The organism is Leuconostoc litchii (genome assembly GCF_008107645.1).
Lineage (GTDB): Bacteria > Bacillota > Bacilli > Lactobacillales > Lactobacillaceae > Leuconostoc > Leuconostoc litchii.
Genome location: NZ_SDGY01000005.1, coordinates 165798 through 183428, shown reverse-complemented (window position 1 = coordinate 183428; position 17631 = coordinate 165798). Strand labels below are relative to the sequence as shown.

The 17631-nt window shown below is 37.6% G+C and carries 18 protein-coding genes and 1 tRNA gene; all 19 read right to left on the bottom strand.

What is annotated here, in order from left to right; translation table 11 throughout:
* Positions 1-451: 451 nt before the first annotated feature.
* A tRNA-Glu gene (locus ESZ47_RS07850) sits at positions 452-523 on the bottom strand.
* Between the two features lie 55 nt (positions 524-578).
* Complete coding sequence (locus tag ESZ47_RS07845) at positions 579-1823, bottom strand: NADH-dependent flavin oxidoreductase (protein WP_148606343.1); 1245 nt, start codon at positions 1821-1823, stop codon at positions 579-581.
* A 61-nt stretch (positions 1824-1884) separates the two neighbouring features.
* Positions 1885-2517: a LysM peptidoglycan-binding domain-containing protein gene (locus ESZ47_RS07840; protein ID WP_148606342.1), complete on the bottom strand. Its 633-nt coding sequence runs from the start codon at positions 2515-2517 to the stop codon at positions 1885-1887.
* Positions 2518-2720: 203 nt separating this feature from the next.
* A complete protein-coding gene (locus ESZ47_RS07835; RefSeq protein WP_148606340.1) occupies positions 2721-4226 on the bottom strand; it encodes a bifunctional metallophosphatase/5'-nucleotidase in 1506 nt (501 codons plus the stop codon).
* A gap of 55 nt (positions 4227-4281) precedes the next feature.
* On the bottom strand, positions 4282-5091 hold the full coding sequence (gene phnE, locus ESZ47_RS07830) for a phosphonate ABC transporter, permease protein PhnE (RefSeq protein ID WP_148606339.1): 810 nt from the start codon (positions 5089-5091) through the stop codon (positions 4282-4284).
* Between the two features lie 10 nt (positions 5092-5101).
* Positions 5102-5923 (bottom strand): phosphonate ABC transporter, permease protein PhnE, encoded by an 822-nt coding sequence (gene phnE, locus ESZ47_RS07825; protein WP_148606337.1) that lies wholly within the window; start codon positions 5921-5923, stop codon positions 5102-5104.
* Positions 5910-6671, bottom strand: coding sequence for a phosphonate ABC transporter ATP-binding protein (phnC, locus tag ESZ47_RS07820; protein WP_148606335.1), 762 nt, complete (start codon positions 6669-6671; stop codon positions 5910-5912). The genes phnE (ESZ47_RS07825) and phnC overlap by 14 nt, the downstream gene beginning before the upstream one ends.
* An 84-nt stretch (positions 6672-6755) precedes the next feature.
* Complete coding sequence (locus tag ESZ47_RS07815) at positions 6756-7799, bottom strand: phosphate/phosphite/phosphonate ABC transporter substrate-binding protein (RefSeq protein ID WP_148606333.1); 1044 nt, start codon at positions 7797-7799, stop codon at positions 6756-6758.
* Positions 7800-8143: 344 nt separating this feature from the next.
* Positions 8144-8590 (bottom strand): F0F1 ATP synthase subunit epsilon, encoded by a 447-nt coding sequence (locus tag ESZ47_RS07810; RefSeq protein WP_148606331.1) that lies wholly within the window; start codon positions 8588-8590, stop codon positions 8144-8146.
* A gap of 14 nt (positions 8591-8604) precedes the next feature.
* Positions 8605-10005 (bottom strand): F0F1 ATP synthase subunit beta, encoded by a 1401-nt coding sequence (atpD, locus tag ESZ47_RS07805; protein WP_148606329.1) that lies wholly within the window; start codon positions 10003-10005, stop codon positions 8605-8607.
* 147 nt (positions 10006-10152) lie between these two features.
* A complete protein-coding gene (locus ESZ47_RS07800) occupies positions 10153-11061 on the bottom strand; it encodes a F0F1 ATP synthase subunit gamma (protein ID WP_148606327.1) in 909 nt (302 codons plus the stop codon).
* A gap of 14 nt (positions 11062-11075) precedes the next feature.
* Positions 11076-12593, bottom strand: a complete 1518-nt coding sequence (gene atpA / locus ESZ47_RS07795) for a F0F1 ATP synthase subunit alpha (RefSeq protein ID WP_148606325.1) — start codon at positions 12591-12593, stop codon at positions 11076-11078.
* Between the two features lie 12 nt (positions 12594-12605).
* Entirely contained in the window at positions 12606-13148 is a 543-nt protein-coding gene (atpH, locus tag ESZ47_RS07790; protein WP_148606323.1) for an ATP synthase F1 subunit delta, read from the bottom strand.
* Positions 13149-13159: 11 nt separating this feature from the next.
* Positions 13160-13663 carry a F0F1 ATP synthase subunit B gene (atpF, locus tag ESZ47_RS07785; protein ID WP_148606321.1) on the bottom strand — a complete coding sequence of 168 codons (504 nt, stop codon included), beginning with the start codon at positions 13661-13663 and terminating at the stop codon, positions 13160-13162.
* Between the two features lie 26 nt (positions 13664-13689).
* Positions 13690-13917 carry a F0F1 ATP synthase subunit C gene (gene atpE, locus ESZ47_RS07780; protein ID WP_002815630.1) on the bottom strand — a complete coding sequence of 76 codons (228 nt, stop codon included), beginning with the start codon at positions 13915-13917 and terminating at the stop codon, positions 13690-13692.
* Between the two features lie 167 nt (positions 13918-14084).
* Positions 14085-14810: a F0F1 ATP synthase subunit A gene (gene atpB, locus ESZ47_RS07775; protein ID WP_148606319.1), complete on the bottom strand. Its 726-nt coding sequence runs from the start codon at positions 14808-14810 to the stop codon at positions 14085-14087.
* Positions 14811-15143: 333 nt separating this feature from the next.
* Positions 15144-16415, bottom strand: coding sequence for a uracil-xanthine permease family protein (locus ESZ47_RS07770; protein WP_148606318.1), 1272 nt, complete (start codon positions 16413-16415; stop codon positions 15144-15146).
* 121 nt (positions 16416-16536) lie between these two features.
* Entirely contained in the window at positions 16537-17250 is a 714-nt protein-coding gene (gene gpmA / locus ESZ47_RS07765) for a 2,3-diphosphoglycerate-dependent phosphoglycerate mutase (RefSeq protein ID WP_148606316.1), read from the bottom strand.
* A 103-nt stretch (positions 17251-17353) separates the two neighbouring features.
* Complete coding sequence (locus ESZ47_RS07760; protein WP_148606314.1) at positions 17354-17554, bottom strand: cold-shock protein; 201 nt, start codon at positions 17552-17554, stop codon at positions 17354-17356.
* Positions 17555-17631: the final 77 nt, after the last annotated feature.

Below are 17631 nucleotides of genomic sequence, written 5' to 3'. Positions count from 1 at the left end.
AAGATAGTAATTTAATTTCTTGCGCAAATTATTATTTCTGGTTCGGAAGAGTTCTTCTCCACAGCATTTAACGTTCATTCTTTAACAAATATTGATTCAGCAATTGCAGAATCAGATCCAGATTTCGTCCTTAAATTTATTGTTACCATCACACAAATCGGTATTACTCGTGAATCAAATGCAGTAATGGTCTCTAGAACAGCTACCCAGACTGTTCTGGGAACACCCAATACCTTATTAGAATCAAACAATAATATTTTAACTTTGATGAATTAACATTACTTCTCCTAGCAGATCAATACGAACTGATTTTGGCAACTTTGATCAAAAGTATTTTGACCAAATTATAAATGACGCTATTAAATCTACTGTAAATCATAAGCATTCCTAAGCGTTTCTTAACGCTTTTTTTATGCACAAAAAAAGCCACAACCGAAGTTGTGACTTTTAATAGCTCGTGAGAGAATCGAACTCTCGATTCTGCCGTGAAAGGGCGGCGTCTTAACCACTTGACCAACGAGCCATGATCAATTTGTCATTTGCTTTAACCAAACAACTATATTAGTATATCAAGAATACTAACGGTCGTCAACCCTTTTTTTTAGTGTCATTAATTTTGTTGGATCAATTGGCTTTTTCGGTTGAATCGGTGTATTTTTATAGTATTTCCAGGGTTCTTTGGGATCGAATTCGATATCCGTTGTCACTGGGAATCCATTTTTAAAACGTGTCATGAGCCACTGTTTCAGAGGGTCGGGTATACCTAACAATTCAAAATCAACTGGTGATATGGCATAATGAATTGATTTTTCATCATTTATCTTTACCTTTTGCACCCAATTAGGCTCTATAATTAATGCGCGCCCCATTGCAACAAACGTAACGCCTTCGTCTAATAACTCCTCAACTTGCTCAGGTCGTTTAACTAATCCAGCTACCATTAATGGTATATCAGCTGGTAAAACTTTAGTATAGTGATTAATGATTGATTGCTTGTCTTCCGTATCTCGGAATGGTGTTTGAAAAGCATCTTTCAATGATAAATGAAGATAGTCAATCGGTAATTTAACTAGCTTTTGCATAAACAATAGTGAATCATTTAAACTTATACCCGGTTTGGTTGATTCTTCAGGTGATTGTCTATAGCCTAATAAAAATGGACGATCTGCATATTTTTTGATAGTATCTGCTACTTTAGCTGTAACCGCCAAACCAAATCGCATCCTTTTTTCTACAGAACCACCCCAAATATCTTGCCGTCTATTGCTCTCCGGTGAAAAAAATTGCTGTAAAAGGTACAGATTGGCCCCATGAATTTCAACGCCATCAAATCCTGCCAGAATAGCTCGCTTAGTTGCTAATGCGAAGTCATCAATGGTTTGTGCAATTTCAGCATGAGTCAGTGCACGAGGTATATCATGATTACCATGTGGATATGGCTGAGCTGATGCTGAAACAGGCTCAAGTCCTCGTAAAATTTTTTGGTTTGTTTGTCTTCCAGCGGCAAATATTTGTAAAATTGCTTTAGCACCACCTGATTGAATAGTTCTAGCCAAACGAGATAATCCTGCTATTTTATCGTCGTCAGCAATAGAAAGTCCGCCCTCCCATCCTTTCCCTAACGGGTTGACATGAGCAGCTTCAACAATAACCATACCAGGGCCTGAAGAACGCATTTGGTAATATTTAATTTCATTGTCAGAAACACTACCATCCTCGAGAGAACTCCTTAATGTAGTAGGGGCCATTACGGCATGATTTCTAACAATCATTTTTTTCTTTGAAAATGTGTATGAGTCTAAAAAATCGTAATCTATTTGCATAAACTTATTATAACGAAAAAAATCGCCATTAGGCGATTTTTATTTCTATAAAACTAACGAATTAATACCAACCAGTTGAGTTTGAATGTGCCAAAGCATTTACAGCAGTACCATAACGCGCTGCAATATAAGCCTTCATAGCGTTCAATTGGTCATTATAATCTGCCGTATTACCACCATAGATGGCACGTGCTTGACTAGACAATTGTCCAAGACCATAATAATCACCATTTGTAGCATTGACATTTCCACTTGATTCACGAGCAATCAAAGCATTCAAAGCATCTGTTTCTGAAGATGATGATGTTGAAGTCGTTTGTGTAGTAGTAGTTGATGCAACTTGTGCTGATGCTACTACATTCGTAGTTGAAGATGTTTCTTGTGTTGATGCTGCTGTATCTGTTGTGTTTGTTGATGCAGTATTATCTGTAGCAACTGTTTGTGTACTTGTTGATGTTGACGTTGATGTCCCAAAACTCAACTTCTGACCAACCATGATTAAATTGACATTTGAAATATTATTTTGTGAAGCAATAGTATCAACTGATACATTGTACTTTGCTGATATTTTGTTCAGTGTGTCACCTGATTGAACAACATAATCTGTTGTATCAGCACTTGCATGTGCTCCTCCAAATGCTAAGGCACCGGCAAAACCAGCAGCGATTGTCAACGTCTTTGTAATATTAAACATATAGTGTTTGTACTCCTAAATTATCTGTTGGAAATGGATACAACCGAATTGATGTATCGCATGTAATTAACTTACGAGTATTAGTTTAGTCGCTTAATATAATAAGCAAACGTCTGTAACATATCAAGAATATTACATACTATTATTTACTATACATTTATATTCTATAATGTCTTATAAAAATCTTAATATTTAGATTCATTTTAATATGTTACACTTAACTGCAATTTAGGCTCCGTTGGCAACTCCTTATATTGACCTATATAAGCTATAATCATATCTTGAATTGATTGGTCTCCTGACCACATAGTTTGTGCTTTTGCATATTCTGGAAAATCTCCACCACCAACTGCCCTATAATTATTCATGGCTACAGTAATTTCGTCAGTGTCTGCAATATTTTTACCATTATACTTGAACTCAGTGATACGCTTTCCAAATGGATGGTTGACATTAATCGTATACGTTAAGCCATACACTAAATCGTAATTATAATGTTCAACCTTAGGACTCAACCAATCAGGGTTCAATGCTAATTGACCATCATTTATAACAAAATAACGAGCAGTATGCTCCAAGGCTGATCGTAAATCTTTACCATTAACTCTCTTAACCACTAAACTATTATCAAATGGATAATTTTGTAAAATTGACCGTAATGTCATTTCCTGAGGTAAATATGAAGGATTATTATTAAGCCCCTGCAATGTTATTTGAGCTCCTGAAGCAACTAACTGCACCTTTGCAACCAAACGTAAAAAATCATTGCCATATTGGGCTAAATTAATTGGTTTTTCGATAGCTACAGGATTCGACAGCCTAGCTAACGGCTGATCTAACCATTTTTCTACTTTGTTATTGATTGGTTGTAATATTGATTTCATGTCAGTATTACTCTTTTCTCCTGCAGAATTTATTTGTGCTGAAAAATGCCAATTATCATCAGTAAATTCTCCATCAATTTCGGCATACGATGTTGCTTGATTACGTAATTGTAGCGTTAAAGTATCATTAATGAATTGTGGTTCAACTGCAGCATGTTGATGCGCTGTTAACAAAATGTCTAAATCCAATTTTTCAGTCAGTTGCCACGCAATGTTTTCAGTCGTATGACTCACTACTGTTCCAGTAGCTAAGTCTCGTTCAAATCCACCATGATAAATACCAATCACAATATCAGCTTCTTTTCTTAAATGTTCAATTGTTTTAACTGCTTTTATTAGTGGTGATTCAATCTTAATCCCTGACAAATGCATAGGGTCTTCCCAAATATTAATATAGTCTGTGACTAGTCCAATCAAACCAATTTTTGTACCGTCAGCTAGTGTCTTGATTTGAGCCGGATATAATGAATTCCCCTGTTCATCAGTAACATTTTCTGCAATTACCGTGGCATTCAAGTGCGATAATCTTTCTTTCAAAACATCGAACCCATCATTAAAATCGTGGTTCCCCAATGTAACATAGTCATAACCTGCCATATTCATCATAGTTGAAACAGGATCGCCTTCGTCATTCTTTTTTAAATATTGCATAAGTGGGGATCCCTGATACATATCTCCACCATCAATAATAAGCGTATTGCCATCTTTTTTGTAATTTTCAGCGACATTGATTAGACCCTGATTTTGTTCTGTCTTCTGAATATAATCGGTTGGCCACAAATAACCATGTACATCAGAAGTGTAATATATTTTAAAATGTTTCATAATAGTTGTCCTTTTTTAAAAAAAGTAGCACTGACTATATCAGTACTACATCAAGTTAACCATGTAATAAATATTGACGTAACTTATCAGATAGGTATTCAATCACAAAAATTAAAATAAATAATCCAATAAGTATTGCACCGACCTTATGCCATTCGTATCCGCTCATCGCAAAAATCATTGGCGCACCAATACCACCAGCACCGACTAATCCCAAAATAGTGGCTTCACGCAAATTCATATCAAAACGGTACGCTAAAATAGAAATAAAATCAGAACTCAACTGAGGAAGTACACCATAACGAATTTTTTGGAACAGTGTACTACCTGCTGCATCTAATGATTCTAAAATGCCTGAATCTAAATCTTCAATCGTTTCAATAAATAACTTAGAAATCATACCAATAGAAACGACTGCTAAAGTCATTACACCAGCAAATGGTCCCGGCCCAGTTACTCTAATAAACATCAAACCATAGACCAGTGAAGGTACTGTTCTGATGGCCATAATGACAAACCGTGTAATAACCACAATTGGCTTTGGGACAATATTTGTAGCAGAAATAAATGATAGTGGCACTGCAATAAATGCACCAACAATTGTACCTAAAAAGGCAATTGAAATAGTTTGTAAGATTAGGTAAGCTACACCACTATCACCACCACCAAATAACAGCGTAGTATCAGGTGTGATGATACCTTCTAATATATTCCAGCCTATGCTTAACCCTTTGGATGTTACATGCATTTGATTTAGTGCAGATGAAGACCAAATCAACATGGCCAATACAAGCACTGCTGCAGTAATATAGTATTTCGCTCTTTTGGGTTGTGTCAGTAGAACATCTTCTAGTTTCTTATTCATATTGTTCTCCTCAACTCAAGTATTTTCTTAATTGTTGACTCAATGTTTCAATGAGAACAACTGCTACAAATAGTGATACCAAAATCATACCAACACTTTGAAATTCACGCCAGCCAATTTTTTGATTTAAAATCATACCAATACCACCAGCACCTACGTACCCCAAAATTGCAGCATAACGAACATTTCCTTCAAAAGCAAATAGCGAAGTGGATAAGTATGTAGGCAATATTTGTGGAAAAATTGTTGTTACAAAAGAACGTGGAGCATTAGCACCAGTGGCAATTAATGCTTCATAAGCACCCATATTAACAGTTTCAATATACTCAAAAAGCTGCTTACCAACAAAAGACATACTAAATATAAAAATTGCCACAGTACCAGCGAATGTACCTAAACCAAAGATATATGTTGCAATTAATGCCGCAACTAATGTTGGTAAAGTCCGCATAATTGTCAAAACAAAACGAGCTACTAAATTAACAACTCTACTGTTTGTCACATTATTTGCAGATAAAATAGCTAAAGGTAAAGCACATAATGCGCCAAAAAATGATCCAAAGAATGACATTTTTATTGTATCAATTAATGGTTGCCATACTGAAGGAAAATATGACCACTTAGGTGGAAATAAATCAGCAAAAACAATCCAAAACTGAGTAAAGTTAGTAAATAATGTAGGTAAACTAAAACCGGTCACAACTACAGAAATAATCAGAACCACTAATAACAGTAATAGAATTAGCGGTGCTCTCGTGAACTTCTGACTAACTGTTTTACCATTAGTTAAAGTAAATTTTTTAGGTTTAAATAATTTATCATACCACCTCATTATTTTCACCTTCGCTTTTTGCGTAAATCTGATCTAATATCTCTTGCGTAACGCCCGCTACTGGACCATCATAAACAACACGCCCGGCTCGAATACCAATAATTCTTTTCGCATAATCTAAAGCTAAATCAACATGATGAATATTAATTAAAACTGTTTGACCTAATTCTTCGTTGATACGCTTGAAGTCATCCATTACTTCACGCGCAGTTACAGGGTCTAAAGCTGCCACTGGCTCATCAGCAAGTAATACAGAGGGATTTTGCGCTAATGTACGTGCTAATGAAACACGTTGTTGTTGCCCACCAGATAATTGATCAGTTCTAACAAAAGACTTATCTAACATTGAAACACGATCCAATGCTTCTAGAGCGCGAATTTTATCTTCTTTGGAAAACAATCCCAAAGCAACTCGCCACATTGACATATCAGGTACTAAAGAACTCATCACATTCCGAATAACACTAATACGTGGCACCAAATTATATGATTGAAAAATCATACCTACTTTACGTCGAAAACGGCGCAATTCCTTACCTTTCAAGTGTGAAATTTCTATATTATCAACTGTCAACTTACCTTCAGTAATGCTATTCAAACGATTAATTGTGCGGATAAAGGTTGACTTTCCAGCGCCAGACATACCAATAATACCAACAAATTCCCCGTCTTCAATCTCTAAATTAATATCTTGTAACCCCTTCACGCCGTTGGGATAAACTTTTGAAACATGTTCAAATTTAATCATATTTTTCTTCCTACAATAGTTTATGTATTGGCGCCTTTATTTGGCACCATAAGCAACAAAAAGCAGCTATCAAGCCGCTTATCATTACTTTGTTGATTCTTTTAATACTTTTTGCGCTTCACGTTCACCATCATAATTAGATGACTTTGCCTTAACATAGCCTTCGTGAGAGTAAATGGCAATCACTTTTTTACCTTCGTCTGTCTTTGCTAATTTAATAAATGACTTTGACAAAGCGCTCTTAAACTGCTTTGTCATTATTTTAGATTTCTTTGAAACTGAAATTGTATCGTTATAAATTGGTTGTGATACACCAATAACATTCGTTTCTGCCCAAATTGACTTTTCTTGTTTATAGTCTTTTGTCCAAGCATCAGCAAAGTCACGACGTGCATCTGCATAGACTGGCAAAATATCAATCTGACCTGAAGCAAGTCGAGCCATTCCTGAACCGTATGAATCAACTTGTACAGTATTAGACAAATCAGTTACTGTCTTCTTATAGTTCTTATTCAACCATAATGATGGATAAATATATCCGGCTGATGAAGTTGTTGATGACAATCCCCATTTAGCTGAATTAACATCTTTCCAACTCAATTTCTTACCAGCATTAATTTTCTTGGCTAATTCTTGGCCTTTGGCCGATGGACCAGCAATAAATAATGAGCGATAAGTTGAAGCTTGTTTATCCGTTGCTTCAGTTGCTTTTCCATCATTCCACTTTTTTGCTGATGTGAAATCTTTATTCAATCCTGCTCTTGTTGCTGTAAGCAATACTTCAGCACCATCGTCATACATGACATAAGTTCCACCGGGAATAAATCCAATATCAGCAGTTCCTGATGACAAAGCTTCTCCAGCTGCTTCGTAGCTTGTACCAACCTTGATATCAACATTCTTAACATTGTATCCTTGTTTTTTCAACTGAGCTTTCAATAAACCTTTAAGGGGCTTAGTGGCAGTCACAATTTGATCCGGTTGTTTTGAAGGAACAAAGTAAATCTTCAAATTATTAATTGTCTTACTATCAGCATGAACATTCTTAATGTTAAATGTTGCAGATGCAATCAAAGCAATAGCTAAAAGCATACCTAAACGAACAACTTGCTTAGCAGTTTGTTTCATGATTCAGTTCTCCTGTTGCCAGTATTGGCCTCTCTCGTTTTAGTAACAACTTGTTACTTAATCCAGTCTACACAAACAATATATTTTTTTTGTCAAAAGTATGTAAAAAAGTTATATTATTTGTCCATATACTACTTTACCAAAAAAATACTTTTTTTCACTATTTTTTAATTAAGTATTTACTCATTTTTATAAAAATTGTTCGTTATAAACGAACAATAGACTGAAAATAAAATATAAAACCGAACGTTTGTATTTAAATAAAAAGACATACTACTTTTAAAATTTACAATTTCTTTTTTATACAAAAAACCCTTGAGATAATTATCTCAAGAGTTTTTATTTTATTTGCCTGACTTCAAAGCAGCAACGTGAATTCGGTTAACGGCACGCATCAAAGCGATTCGTGCACGACGTAATTCAGCATCGTTATGATCATCTTGTGCATGAGCTAAACGTGCTTCCGCACGTTCCTTAGCGCTTTGAGCACGTGATACATCAATTACGTCTGAAGTTTCAGCACTATCGGCTACGACTGTCAATGTATCGTTAGAGAATTCAGCAATACCACCATTCACAGCTAATGATTCTCTATCATTACCACGTTTTACAATTAGCTCATCAATTGTTAACGCTGCTAATACTGGAACATGCTTTGCCATAATACCAACTTGACCACCTTGAGTATTGACAACAGCAATATCTATGCCACTTTCATTGTAAACTTCACCAACAGGTGTCACGATTTGAACAGTAATACCATTTGTTGCAGTTGTTGTTTCATCTGCCATATGTCAATACCCCCTTATTGGGCCATTGTTTTGGCTTTTTCAACGACTTGTTCAATCGCACCAACGTTACGGAATGCATCTTCTGGCAAGTCATCATACTTACCATCCAAAATTTCTTTGAATGAACGCACAGTTTCAGCGACCGGTACATATTCACCATTAATACCAGTGAAAGTCTCAGCAACAGAGAATGGTTGTGACAAGAAGAATTGAATACGACGTGCACGATTAACAGTCGTTTTTTCTTCATCTGACAATTCATCCATACCCAAAATTGAAATGATATCTTGCAATTCACGGTAACGTTGTAACGTACGTTGTACTTCAGTAGCAACTTCATAATGCTCTTGACCAACAATTTGTGGATCCAAAGCTGATGAAGTTGATGCTAAAGGATCAACCGCAGGATAAATACCTTGTTGTGTCAACGCACGTTCCAAGTTAGTTGTTGCATCCAAATGCGCAAATGTTGTAGCAGGCGCTGGATCAGTATAATCATCGGCAGGCACATAAACGGCTTGAATTGAAGTAACTGAACCCTTCTTAGTTGAAGTAATTCGTTCCTGCAATTGGCCCATTTCTGTTGCCAATGTTGGCTGATAACCAACGGCTGATGGAATACGTCCTAACAAAGCCGAAACTTCAGAACCAGCCTGAGTGAAACGGAAAATGTTATCGATAAACAACAACACGTCCTTACCTTCATTATCACGGAAGTTTTCAGCCATTGTCAAACCTGTCAAGGCAACACGCATACGTGCCCCTGGTGGTTCATTCATCTGACCATAAACCATGGCTGTTTGTTTCAAAACGCCTGATTCTTCCATTTCATGGTACATATCATTACCTTCACGGGTACGCTCTCCGACACCAGTAAAGACTGAAATACCATTGTGGCCCTGCGCAATGTTGTGAATCAATTCCTGAATTAGAACTGTTTTACCAACACCAGCACCACCAAACAAACCAATTTTTCCACCACGAACATACGGAGCAAGTAGGTCAATAACCTTGATACCTGTTTCCAATATCTCTGTTGAACTTGTCAACTCATCGTATTTGGGTGCTTCACGATGAATTGAGCTACGACGAACATCAGAAGCAATTGCACCGTTATTATCTACAGGTTCACCCAATACGTTAAAGACACGACCAAGTGTAGCTTCACCAACTGGAACCTCAATAGGATTACCAGTGTCAACTACTCCCATGCCTCGTTGGAGCCCGTCTGTTGAGTCCATGGCAATCGTGCGGACAACGCCGTCACCTAAAGCCAAAGATACTTCAACTGTCAATGATTGCCCATCGCCCTTATCAATTACAAGGGCGTTATTGATATCAGGAACTTCTTGTCCTGATTCAAATGCAATATCGACGACCGGACCAATCACTTGTACGACTTTTCCAGTACTCATTGTCGTTTCCTTTCAATTTTTACATACATGGTAAACAAAACAAATATCCAAATAAATGGGCTTGATAATTATTTGTTTTACTATACCAAATACATTCCTACACAAATAAATGTGCATATTTTTATTATAAGATGTACGGCCGTTAACTTACTCTAACGCTGCCATACCACCAGTAATTTCAGTAATTTCAGTCGTAATCGCTGCTTGACGTGCACGGTTAAACTGCAACTCTAAACGACCAATAAGGTCTTTGGCATTGTCAGTCGCCCCCTTCATCGCTGTAGATGAAGCAGCATGTTCCGCTGTTTTTGCATCAAGCACCGCTTCATACACTAAACTTTGCGCAAATTGTGGCAAAACAACATTTAATACTGCCGTTGTGTCAGGCTCAATTTCATATGTAGACTGAACGGAAAGTTCTGCCTTTTGTTCTTCAGTTCCACCCATTGCATTCAAGGTCTCACCAGTTAATGGCAATAATTGAACATCTCTATATTCACTAGTCAAACGGTTCACAAAATGATTATAAACAACATGAAGTGCATCAAACACCTCATTTTCATAAAGACTTGTAACTGTTTTAACTACTGAACGAATTTCATTAAAAGTTGGAACATCTGAAACACCGCGGTGTTCTAAAATAACTTCAAACCCACGTTTACGATAGAAATCGGCACCATTGCCACCAACAGCCAAAATAACTGTATTACTTGTATCTAAATTCAATTTTTTCATTAAATCATTGGTTTGTTTAATGACATTAGCATTATACGATCCAACTAAACCACGGTCTGAGGTTACCACCAAAATACCTGTTTTTTTAATTGGTCGTTGTGCAATTAGTGGAATATGATCAGCATCTGCGTTATCAAAAAGATGTGCTGACACTAAATGTTCAACAACAGCCTCTAGACGTGCTGCATATTCGCCATATCCTGTACTATACTTTTGAATTTGACTTAATTTTGCTGTTGAGACCATTTGCATGGCACTCGTAATTTGACGCGTTTTTTTAGTAGATGAAATACGACGCTGAATATCTTGCAAAGAAGCCATCACAGCGCCTCCATTTATTCTGCTGATTCAGATCCAGCGAATCCAGCCTTGAAGGCTTCGATTGCTGCATTTAAATCAGCCTCTTCAGGTAAGTTCTTTGTTTCAACAATTGTTTTGAATAAGTCAGAAGCATTTGCATCAACATAAGCAATTAGCTCATCTTGGAATCTTTCAATGTCTGAAACAGCTACATCATCTAGGTAACCATGGGTCAAGGCGTACAATACAACGACTTGATGTTGCACTGGCATAGGCTTATGCAATGGTTGTTTCAAAACTTCAACTGTACGACGGCCACGAGCAAGCTTTGCTTGTGTTGCTGAATCCAAATCTGAACCGAATTGTGCGAAACTTTCTAACTCACGGAATGATGCCAAGTCCAAACGCAAAGTCCCAGCAACTTTTTTCATAGCCTTAATTTGTGCGTCACCACCGACACGAGAAACAGAAGTTCCAGCATCAATAGCGGGACGAACACCAGCATAGAATTGATCGGCATCCAAGAACACCTGACCATCAGTAATAGAAATTACGTTTGTTGGAATATACGCAGAAACATCACCGGCCTGCGTTTCGATAAATGGCAAAGCAGTCATTGAACCACCACCTAGTTCGTCACTCAACTTAGCTGCACGTTCTAGCAAACGTGAGTGTAAGTAGAAGACATCACCTGGATAGGCCTCACGTCCTGGCGGACGGCGAAGAATCAATGATAACTCACGGTAAGCCGTAGCTTGCTTTGACAAATCATCATACACGATCAAAACGTGTTTACCGTTGTACATAAATTCCTCACCCATGGCTGCGCCAACATAAGGAGCTAAGTACAACATTGGTGCTGGCTCTGAAGGCCCAGCATTAACAACGATTGTATAATCCATCGCACCCATTTGACGCAAAGTTTCAACTTGTGCGCGCACAGTTGAATTTTTTTGGCCAATGGCAACATAGATAACAATCATGTTTTGATCTTTTTGGTTCAAAATTGTATCGATGGCCAAAGATGTTTTACCAGTCTTACGGTCACCAATAATTAACTCACGTTGTCCACGTCCAATTGGAACGAGGGCATCAATCGCTTTAATACCTGTTTGTAATGGTTCGAAAACTGATTTACGTTCCATAACACCAGGCGCTTTTACTTCTACAGGGCGTGTTTTCTCTGTCTTAATTTCACCCAATCCATCGATTGGTTGACCTAAGGCGTTAACAACGCGTCCAATTAATTGTTCGCCAACTGGCACTTCCATGATACGGCCAGTACGCTTTACTGTGTCACCTTCGCGAATGTCATCAAAACCACCAAGAATGATGATTCCAACTTCGCTTGATTCGAGGTTTTGGGCCATGCCGTAAGTGCCATTAGCAAATTCGACAAGTTCACCAGCCAAGGCATTAGCCAAGCCAGTTGCACGGGCCACACCATCACCAACATAGGTAACAGTTCCCACTTCTTCTACAGTTAGCGTTGTGTCGAACTTTTCGAGCTGTTGCTTAATTAAAGCAGAAATTTCTTCAGCTTGAATAGCCATTATTCTTCCTCACTAACCTAATAATTGTGCCTTCATTTTGGCAATTTTCGTCTGCAAGCTACCATCAATCAAAGTTGATTGTGATTGCAAGATAACACCACCAAGGATGCTTTCATCAACAACGTTCTCAATATTAACTTGTTTTGCACCTGTCTTTGATGCGAAAACCGAGGCCAATTTATTTAAACGTCCATCATCGAGTGATACAGCTGTAGTTGCCTTAACATCTACAATTCCGTTCGCTTCATTATAGTAGCTGATGAATTCATCAACCACAAGTAACAAAACATCTAAACGATTATTGGCTTGTAACAGCTTAACAAGATTTTTAACAGAATCTGTGCTGTCACTTGTTAACGTTTTTAACAAGTCGTCACGTGACGTAATTGTAACATCTGCTGATGATACAACAGTAACAAAATTTTTATTTTCATTAAGTACTGTTTTAATTGCACGTAAATCTTGTAAAACTTCGTTAACGTTATCCTGATCGCCAGCAAGTTCAAAAATTGCTTTGGCGTATTGGTCAGCAATATCTTTAATATTTTTTGCCATCCCAATACTCCTTATTTAGTTTCTAAATCTGAAATGTAAGCATCAATTAATGCTTGTTGATCATTTAACGATAATTCTTTTTGCATTAACTTTGAAGCAATTGCCACTGAAAGGGCTGCAACATCGTTTTTTGCACCAGAAATTGCGTCTTCCTTGAGCTTTTGTGCATCAGTCTGAGCTTGTTGGCTAACTGAAGCAGCACGATCATTAGCAGCTGCAACAATTAAGTCACTTTGCTTTTGTGCACTTGCTTTAGCATCACTAACCACTTTTGTGGCATTTTGACGTGTCTCAGCCAATTCAGCTTGACGTTGCGATGCTAATTCTTCTGCCTCTTGACGAGCTGCCTCAGCACCGTCAATGTCAGAAGAAATTTTATCAGCACGTTCATCAAGAACTTTTGTCAATGGTCCGTAGGCCACCTTCTTCAAAATGAGCATCAACAAGAGGAAGGCAATGATAATAAACAGCATATTTCCAAGTGGAAGCGCTGCTAATGTTGTTGTTCCCAACATGATTTTCCTCCGCTACTATTGTGTGATTACTTGCCCATCAACATGAAGGCGAAGACAATTGACAAAATTGGCATAACTTCAACCAACGCAACACCCAAGAACATACGTGACAACAAACGGCCTTCAAGTTCTGGTTGACGGCTCATGCCTGCCAAGAACTGTGAAATCAAAACACCGTTACCAATACCACCACCAACGGCAGCTCCAGCAGCTGCAAGACCTGCTGCGATTACACCAAGATTGTGCAAATCCATTAGATTTCTCCTTATTCGTAGCGCATACGAATGACTTACTTCAAACGTATGCATTTATACTATTTAGATGATACGCTCTCGCGTTTTGTGAGCAAACCAACTCGTGTTATAGAATCATTATCTTAAACAGTGCTTCTGTAACACAAATCTCATTTGCTAGGACACTCTTATTCATTACCCGACAACTGTGAGATGAATACACCAGTCAAGATGACAAACACATATGCCTGGATACCACCAATGAAGAGTGAAAAGCCTTGCCAGACCATTTCAATCGGCAATGCTAGCACTGACCAGAGCCCATTAAAGTGCCCAGGCCAGGCCAAACTGTTAGCCACGAGCGTTAGTAACATTTCTCCGGCGAATATGTTACCAAACAAACGCAGTGACAACGTCAAGAAATTGGCTAATTGTTCAATAATATTCAACGGAAGCATCCATGAATATGGGGTGAAGAACATGTTCTTAATATAACCTTTAAATCCAAGTTCTTGAACACCCATACCGTGAGCAACCATTAACGACATAATTGCAAGCGTCATCGTTACAATTGGATCAGCAGTTGGTGACTTAATATAAGTCACACCATCGCCAAGTTTAAATTGTAGCAACAAGCCCATTTCGTTTGAGACAACAATAAAGAAAAATAATGTAAATGCAAACAAACCAAATTGGCGTGCTTGCTTCTTTGTTAGTTGCCCGTCTACGATTCCATTGGTAAAATCTAACAAATATTCAATTGCATTTTGCCGTTTGTTAGGCTTTACACTAAGTTTCCGGGTCAATACAATTGAAACAATGATAACAATTGCCATAGCCAGCAACGTTGAAATAATCGTTGTCCAATCAAAGGTTAGACCAAGAAACTTAAACGTTGCCGTTGGGTCATCCATGCGCCTTCTCCTTTCTCATATAATTTGGCGAAATGGTCGAAATCGGCTATTCGTCATAACATAGAATATATGATACGCCTTTCATTTTGAATTTCAACTGTTTACCGCGATGTTTTTCACAAACTTTTTATTTTATCGAAGATAAACGTTGTTACTTAAGTTATTTCGCCCCAAATATAAGAATACTAACGTTTTTCATGATTTTTATTTAGTTTAAAATGTATACGTTTACAATAGATATTCGTAGCATAAAATTTAAAATCTTTACCAAATTAGCAAAATTTCATTTTTAAAAAGCAGAACTCAAAAATTCTGCTTTTAGTTTGATGTATTTTATTTTTCACTAGCCGCTACTTTCGGCAAAATCAAATTAAGAATAATTCCTAATACTGTGGCAATTGCCACACCTGAAAAATCAACTTGTGTACTGAGTTGCAAATGAAAGTTTCCAATCCCAACTACTAAAATAGGGGCTGCTATCATCAAATTACGTTTTTTACTATAATCAACCTTATTATCCACTATCACTTGTAAACCTGCGGCAGCAATAACACCATAAAGCATAAAGCCTACACCCCCAGTAACAGCGCCTGGAATAGTTGAGATTAACGCCGAAAGCTTACCCACAAAACTAAAAATAACTGCAAAAAGGGCTGCCCCGCCAATAACCCAAACTGAATAGACACGACTTAACTGCATCACACCAATATTCTCACCATAAGATGTTACTGCCGGTCCACCAATTAATCCAGCCACAACAGAAGCTGTACCATCCCCCGTTAAGGTACGCTTCAAACCTGGATTTTCAAAAAAGTCTGTGCCAGTAATCTTTGATAGAACCATTAAATGTCCTAGATGCTCAGACAAAGTCACCAATGCTAAAGGTGCCATACTCAACACAGCAGCTGGATAAAAAACGAAACCATCTTTTCCAATAAAAGTTTCAAAGGTAGGTAATTGGAACCAATGTGCTGCAGAAACTGGGCTCAAATCTACCAAACCGACAATCAAAGCAACAATATAACCAAAAATAATACCCAACAAAACTGGCAAGAGGCCTAAAAATCCTTTTAAAAACATGTTAAAAGCAATCGTTGCTAACAAGGTTACTAAAGCCACTGTAAATACCCGAACGTCATAATGACCATTTAAAGCAGTGGCTGAAGTTGCTGCAGAGCCAGCCAAACTCAAACCAATAACCATGATAATAGGGCCAACAACTTCAGCTGGAAAAATATACTCAATCCAATTAGTACCTGTAAAAGTAATAATAAATGCCACAATAAGATATACAACACCAACTGAAATAATTCCTTGTGCAACAGCTGGATAACCTATCGTTTTTAACAAAGACGCCATGGGAATAATAAAAGCAAAGCTTGATCCCATGTATGCCGGTACCTTACCACGTGTGATAAGTAAGTGAAGTAATGTACCAACGCCTGAGGTAAACAAGGCCACACCTGGATTTAATCCAACTAAAAGCGGAACTAGCACTGTAGCACCAAACATTGAAAATAAGTGCTGTAATGATAGTCCTAACCATGTAAAAAACGGTGGTTTATCATGAAGATCATAAATCGCATTATTTTGATTTTGTGACATACGGGGTTCTCCTATAAAATATACTCATTTTATTATAAACAAAATTCAAAAATAATGTTGTAATATTAAAGAAAAAGATGTATGACATCAACCATGATATCGTACATCTTTTATTACTTAGTTACTTTGTAAGTGTCTTTTTTGATACAACTGACAAATCATCAGCCAAGTCATATACCAATGGTTGTCCATTAGCAATTTCAACATTTAAAATATCATCATCAGAGATATTTTCTAAATGCTTAACCAATGCACGCAATGAATTTCCGTGGGCAGCAATAACAACGTTCTTGCCGGCTTTCAAATCTTTTGCAATGTCTGATTCCCAGAAAGGTAACACACGTTCCAAAGTAATCTTCAAGTTTTCCCCTAATGGTAATTCTCCCTCAGGCACATCAGCATAACGACGATCAAAGGCTGGATATGTCTTCCCCTGAACTGTCATTGTTTCGTCATATGAGTCCAACAATGGTGGTAGAACATCGTATGAACGACGCCAGATATGAACTTGTTCATCGCCCCACTTTTCAGCGGCTTCGGCTTTGTTCTGACCTTGCAAAGCACCATAATGACGTTCGTTCAAGCGCCATGACTTTGCCTCCGGAATAAATAATTGTCCAGCTTCTTCCAAAGCAAAATGTAATGTTTGGATTGCACGTGTCAATACTGATGTATATGCTTGATCGAATTGAATACCTTCAGCAGCCAAAAGGTCACCAGCTTCTTTAGCTTGAGCAACGCCTTTGTCAGACAACTTTGTGTCAATCCAACCATTAAACAAGTTTAATGCATTCCATTCACTTTGTCCGTGACGAATTAATACTAACTTAGCCATATGTGCTAAACTCCTTAGTTTGTGTTTAATATAACAGCTATATTATACCACGTTTTAATGATACAAAAAAACACACAACCGAAGTTGTGTGTTTGGAAAGGAATTAACCCTTAACGATGTTAGTTGCTTGCAAACCGCGGTCTGAAGTTTCAACTTCAAATGTAACTGCTTGACCTTCGTCAAGAGTCTTGAAGCCGTCACCTTGAATTGCTGAGAAATGTGCGAATACATCTTCGCCGCTTTCACGTGTGATGAATCCGTAACCCTTTTCTCCGTTAAACCACTTTACTGTGCCTTTTTCCATGATATGTTTCTCCTTTGGTGTGCTCACCAAGTGTATTTGTTCGTAATTTAAATAATTGGTACTGAGCGCCTTCCGAG

What these genes read in the sequence shown, in the direction of transcription:
- ESZ47_RS07845 (WP_148606343.1), bottom strand. Translation starts at nt 1,823, where the DNA reads ATGCAAATAGATTACGATTTTTTAGACTCATACACATTTTCAAAGAAA.
- ESZ47_RS07840 (WP_148606342.1), bottom strand. Translation starts at nt 2,517, where the DNA reads ATGTTTAATATTACAAAGACGTTGACAATCGCTGCTGGTTTTGCCGGT.
- ESZ47_RS07835 (WP_148606340.1), bottom strand. Translation starts at nt 4,226, where the DNA reads ATGAAACATTTTAAAATATATTACACTTCTGATGTACATGGTTATTTG.
- phnE (WP_148606339.1), bottom strand. Translation starts at nt 5,091, where the DNA reads ATGAATAAGAAACTAGAAGATGTTCTACTGACACAACCCAAAAGAGCG.
- phnE (WP_148606337.1), bottom strand. Translation starts at nt 5,923, where the DNA reads ATGAGGTGGTATGATAAATTATTTAAACCTAAAAAATTTACTTTAACT.
- phnC (WP_148606335.1), bottom strand. Translation starts at nt 6,671, where the DNA reads ATGATTAAATTTGAACATGTTTCAAAAGTTTATCCCAACGGCGTGAAG.
- ESZ47_RS07815 (WP_148606333.1), bottom strand. Translation starts at nt 7,799, where the DNA reads ATGAAACAAACTGCTAAGCAAGTTGTTCGTTTAGGTATGCTTTTAGCT.
- ESZ47_RS07810 (WP_148606331.1), bottom strand. Translation starts at nt 8,590, where the DNA reads ATGGCAGATGAAACAACAACTGCAACAAATGGTATTACTGTTCAAATC.
- atpD (WP_148606329.1), bottom strand. Translation starts at nt 10,005, where the DNA reads ATGAGTACTGGAAAAGTCGTACAAGTGATTGGTCCGGTCGTCGATATT.
- ESZ47_RS07800 (WP_148606327.1), bottom strand. Translation starts at nt 11,061, where the DNA reads ATGGCTTCTTTGCAAGATATTCAGCGTCGTATTTCATCTACTAAAAAA.
- atpA (WP_148606325.1), bottom strand. Translation starts at nt 12,593, where the DNA reads ATGGCTATTCAAGCTGAAGAAATTTCTGCTTTAATTAAGCAACAGCTC.
- atpH (WP_148606323.1), bottom strand. Translation starts at nt 13,148, where the DNA reads ATGGCAAAAAATATTAAAGATATTGCTGACCAATACGCCAAAGCAATT.
- atpF (WP_148606321.1), bottom strand. Translation starts at nt 13,663, where the DNA reads ATGTTGGGAACAACAACATTAGCAGCGCTTCCACTTGGAAATATGCTG.
- atpE (WP_002815630.1), bottom strand. Translation starts at nt 13,917, where the DNA reads ATGGATTTGCACAATCTTGGTGTAATCGCAGCAGGTCTTGCAGCTGCT.
- atpB (WP_148606319.1), bottom strand. Translation starts at nt 14,810, where the DNA reads ATGGATGACCCAACGGCAACGTTTAAGTTTCTTGGTCTAACCTTTGAT.
- ESZ47_RS07770 (WP_148606318.1), bottom strand. Translation starts at nt 16,415, where the DNA reads ATGTCACAAAATCAAAATAATGCGATTTATGATCTTCATGATAAACCA.
- gpmA (WP_148606316.1), bottom strand. Translation starts at nt 17,250, where the DNA reads ATGGCTAAGTTAGTATTAATTCGTCACGGACAAAGTGAATGGAATGCA.
- ESZ47_RS07760 (WP_148606314.1), bottom strand. Translation starts at nt 17,554, where the DNA reads ATGGAAAAAGGCACAGTAAAGTGGTTTAACGGAGAAAAGGGTTACGGA.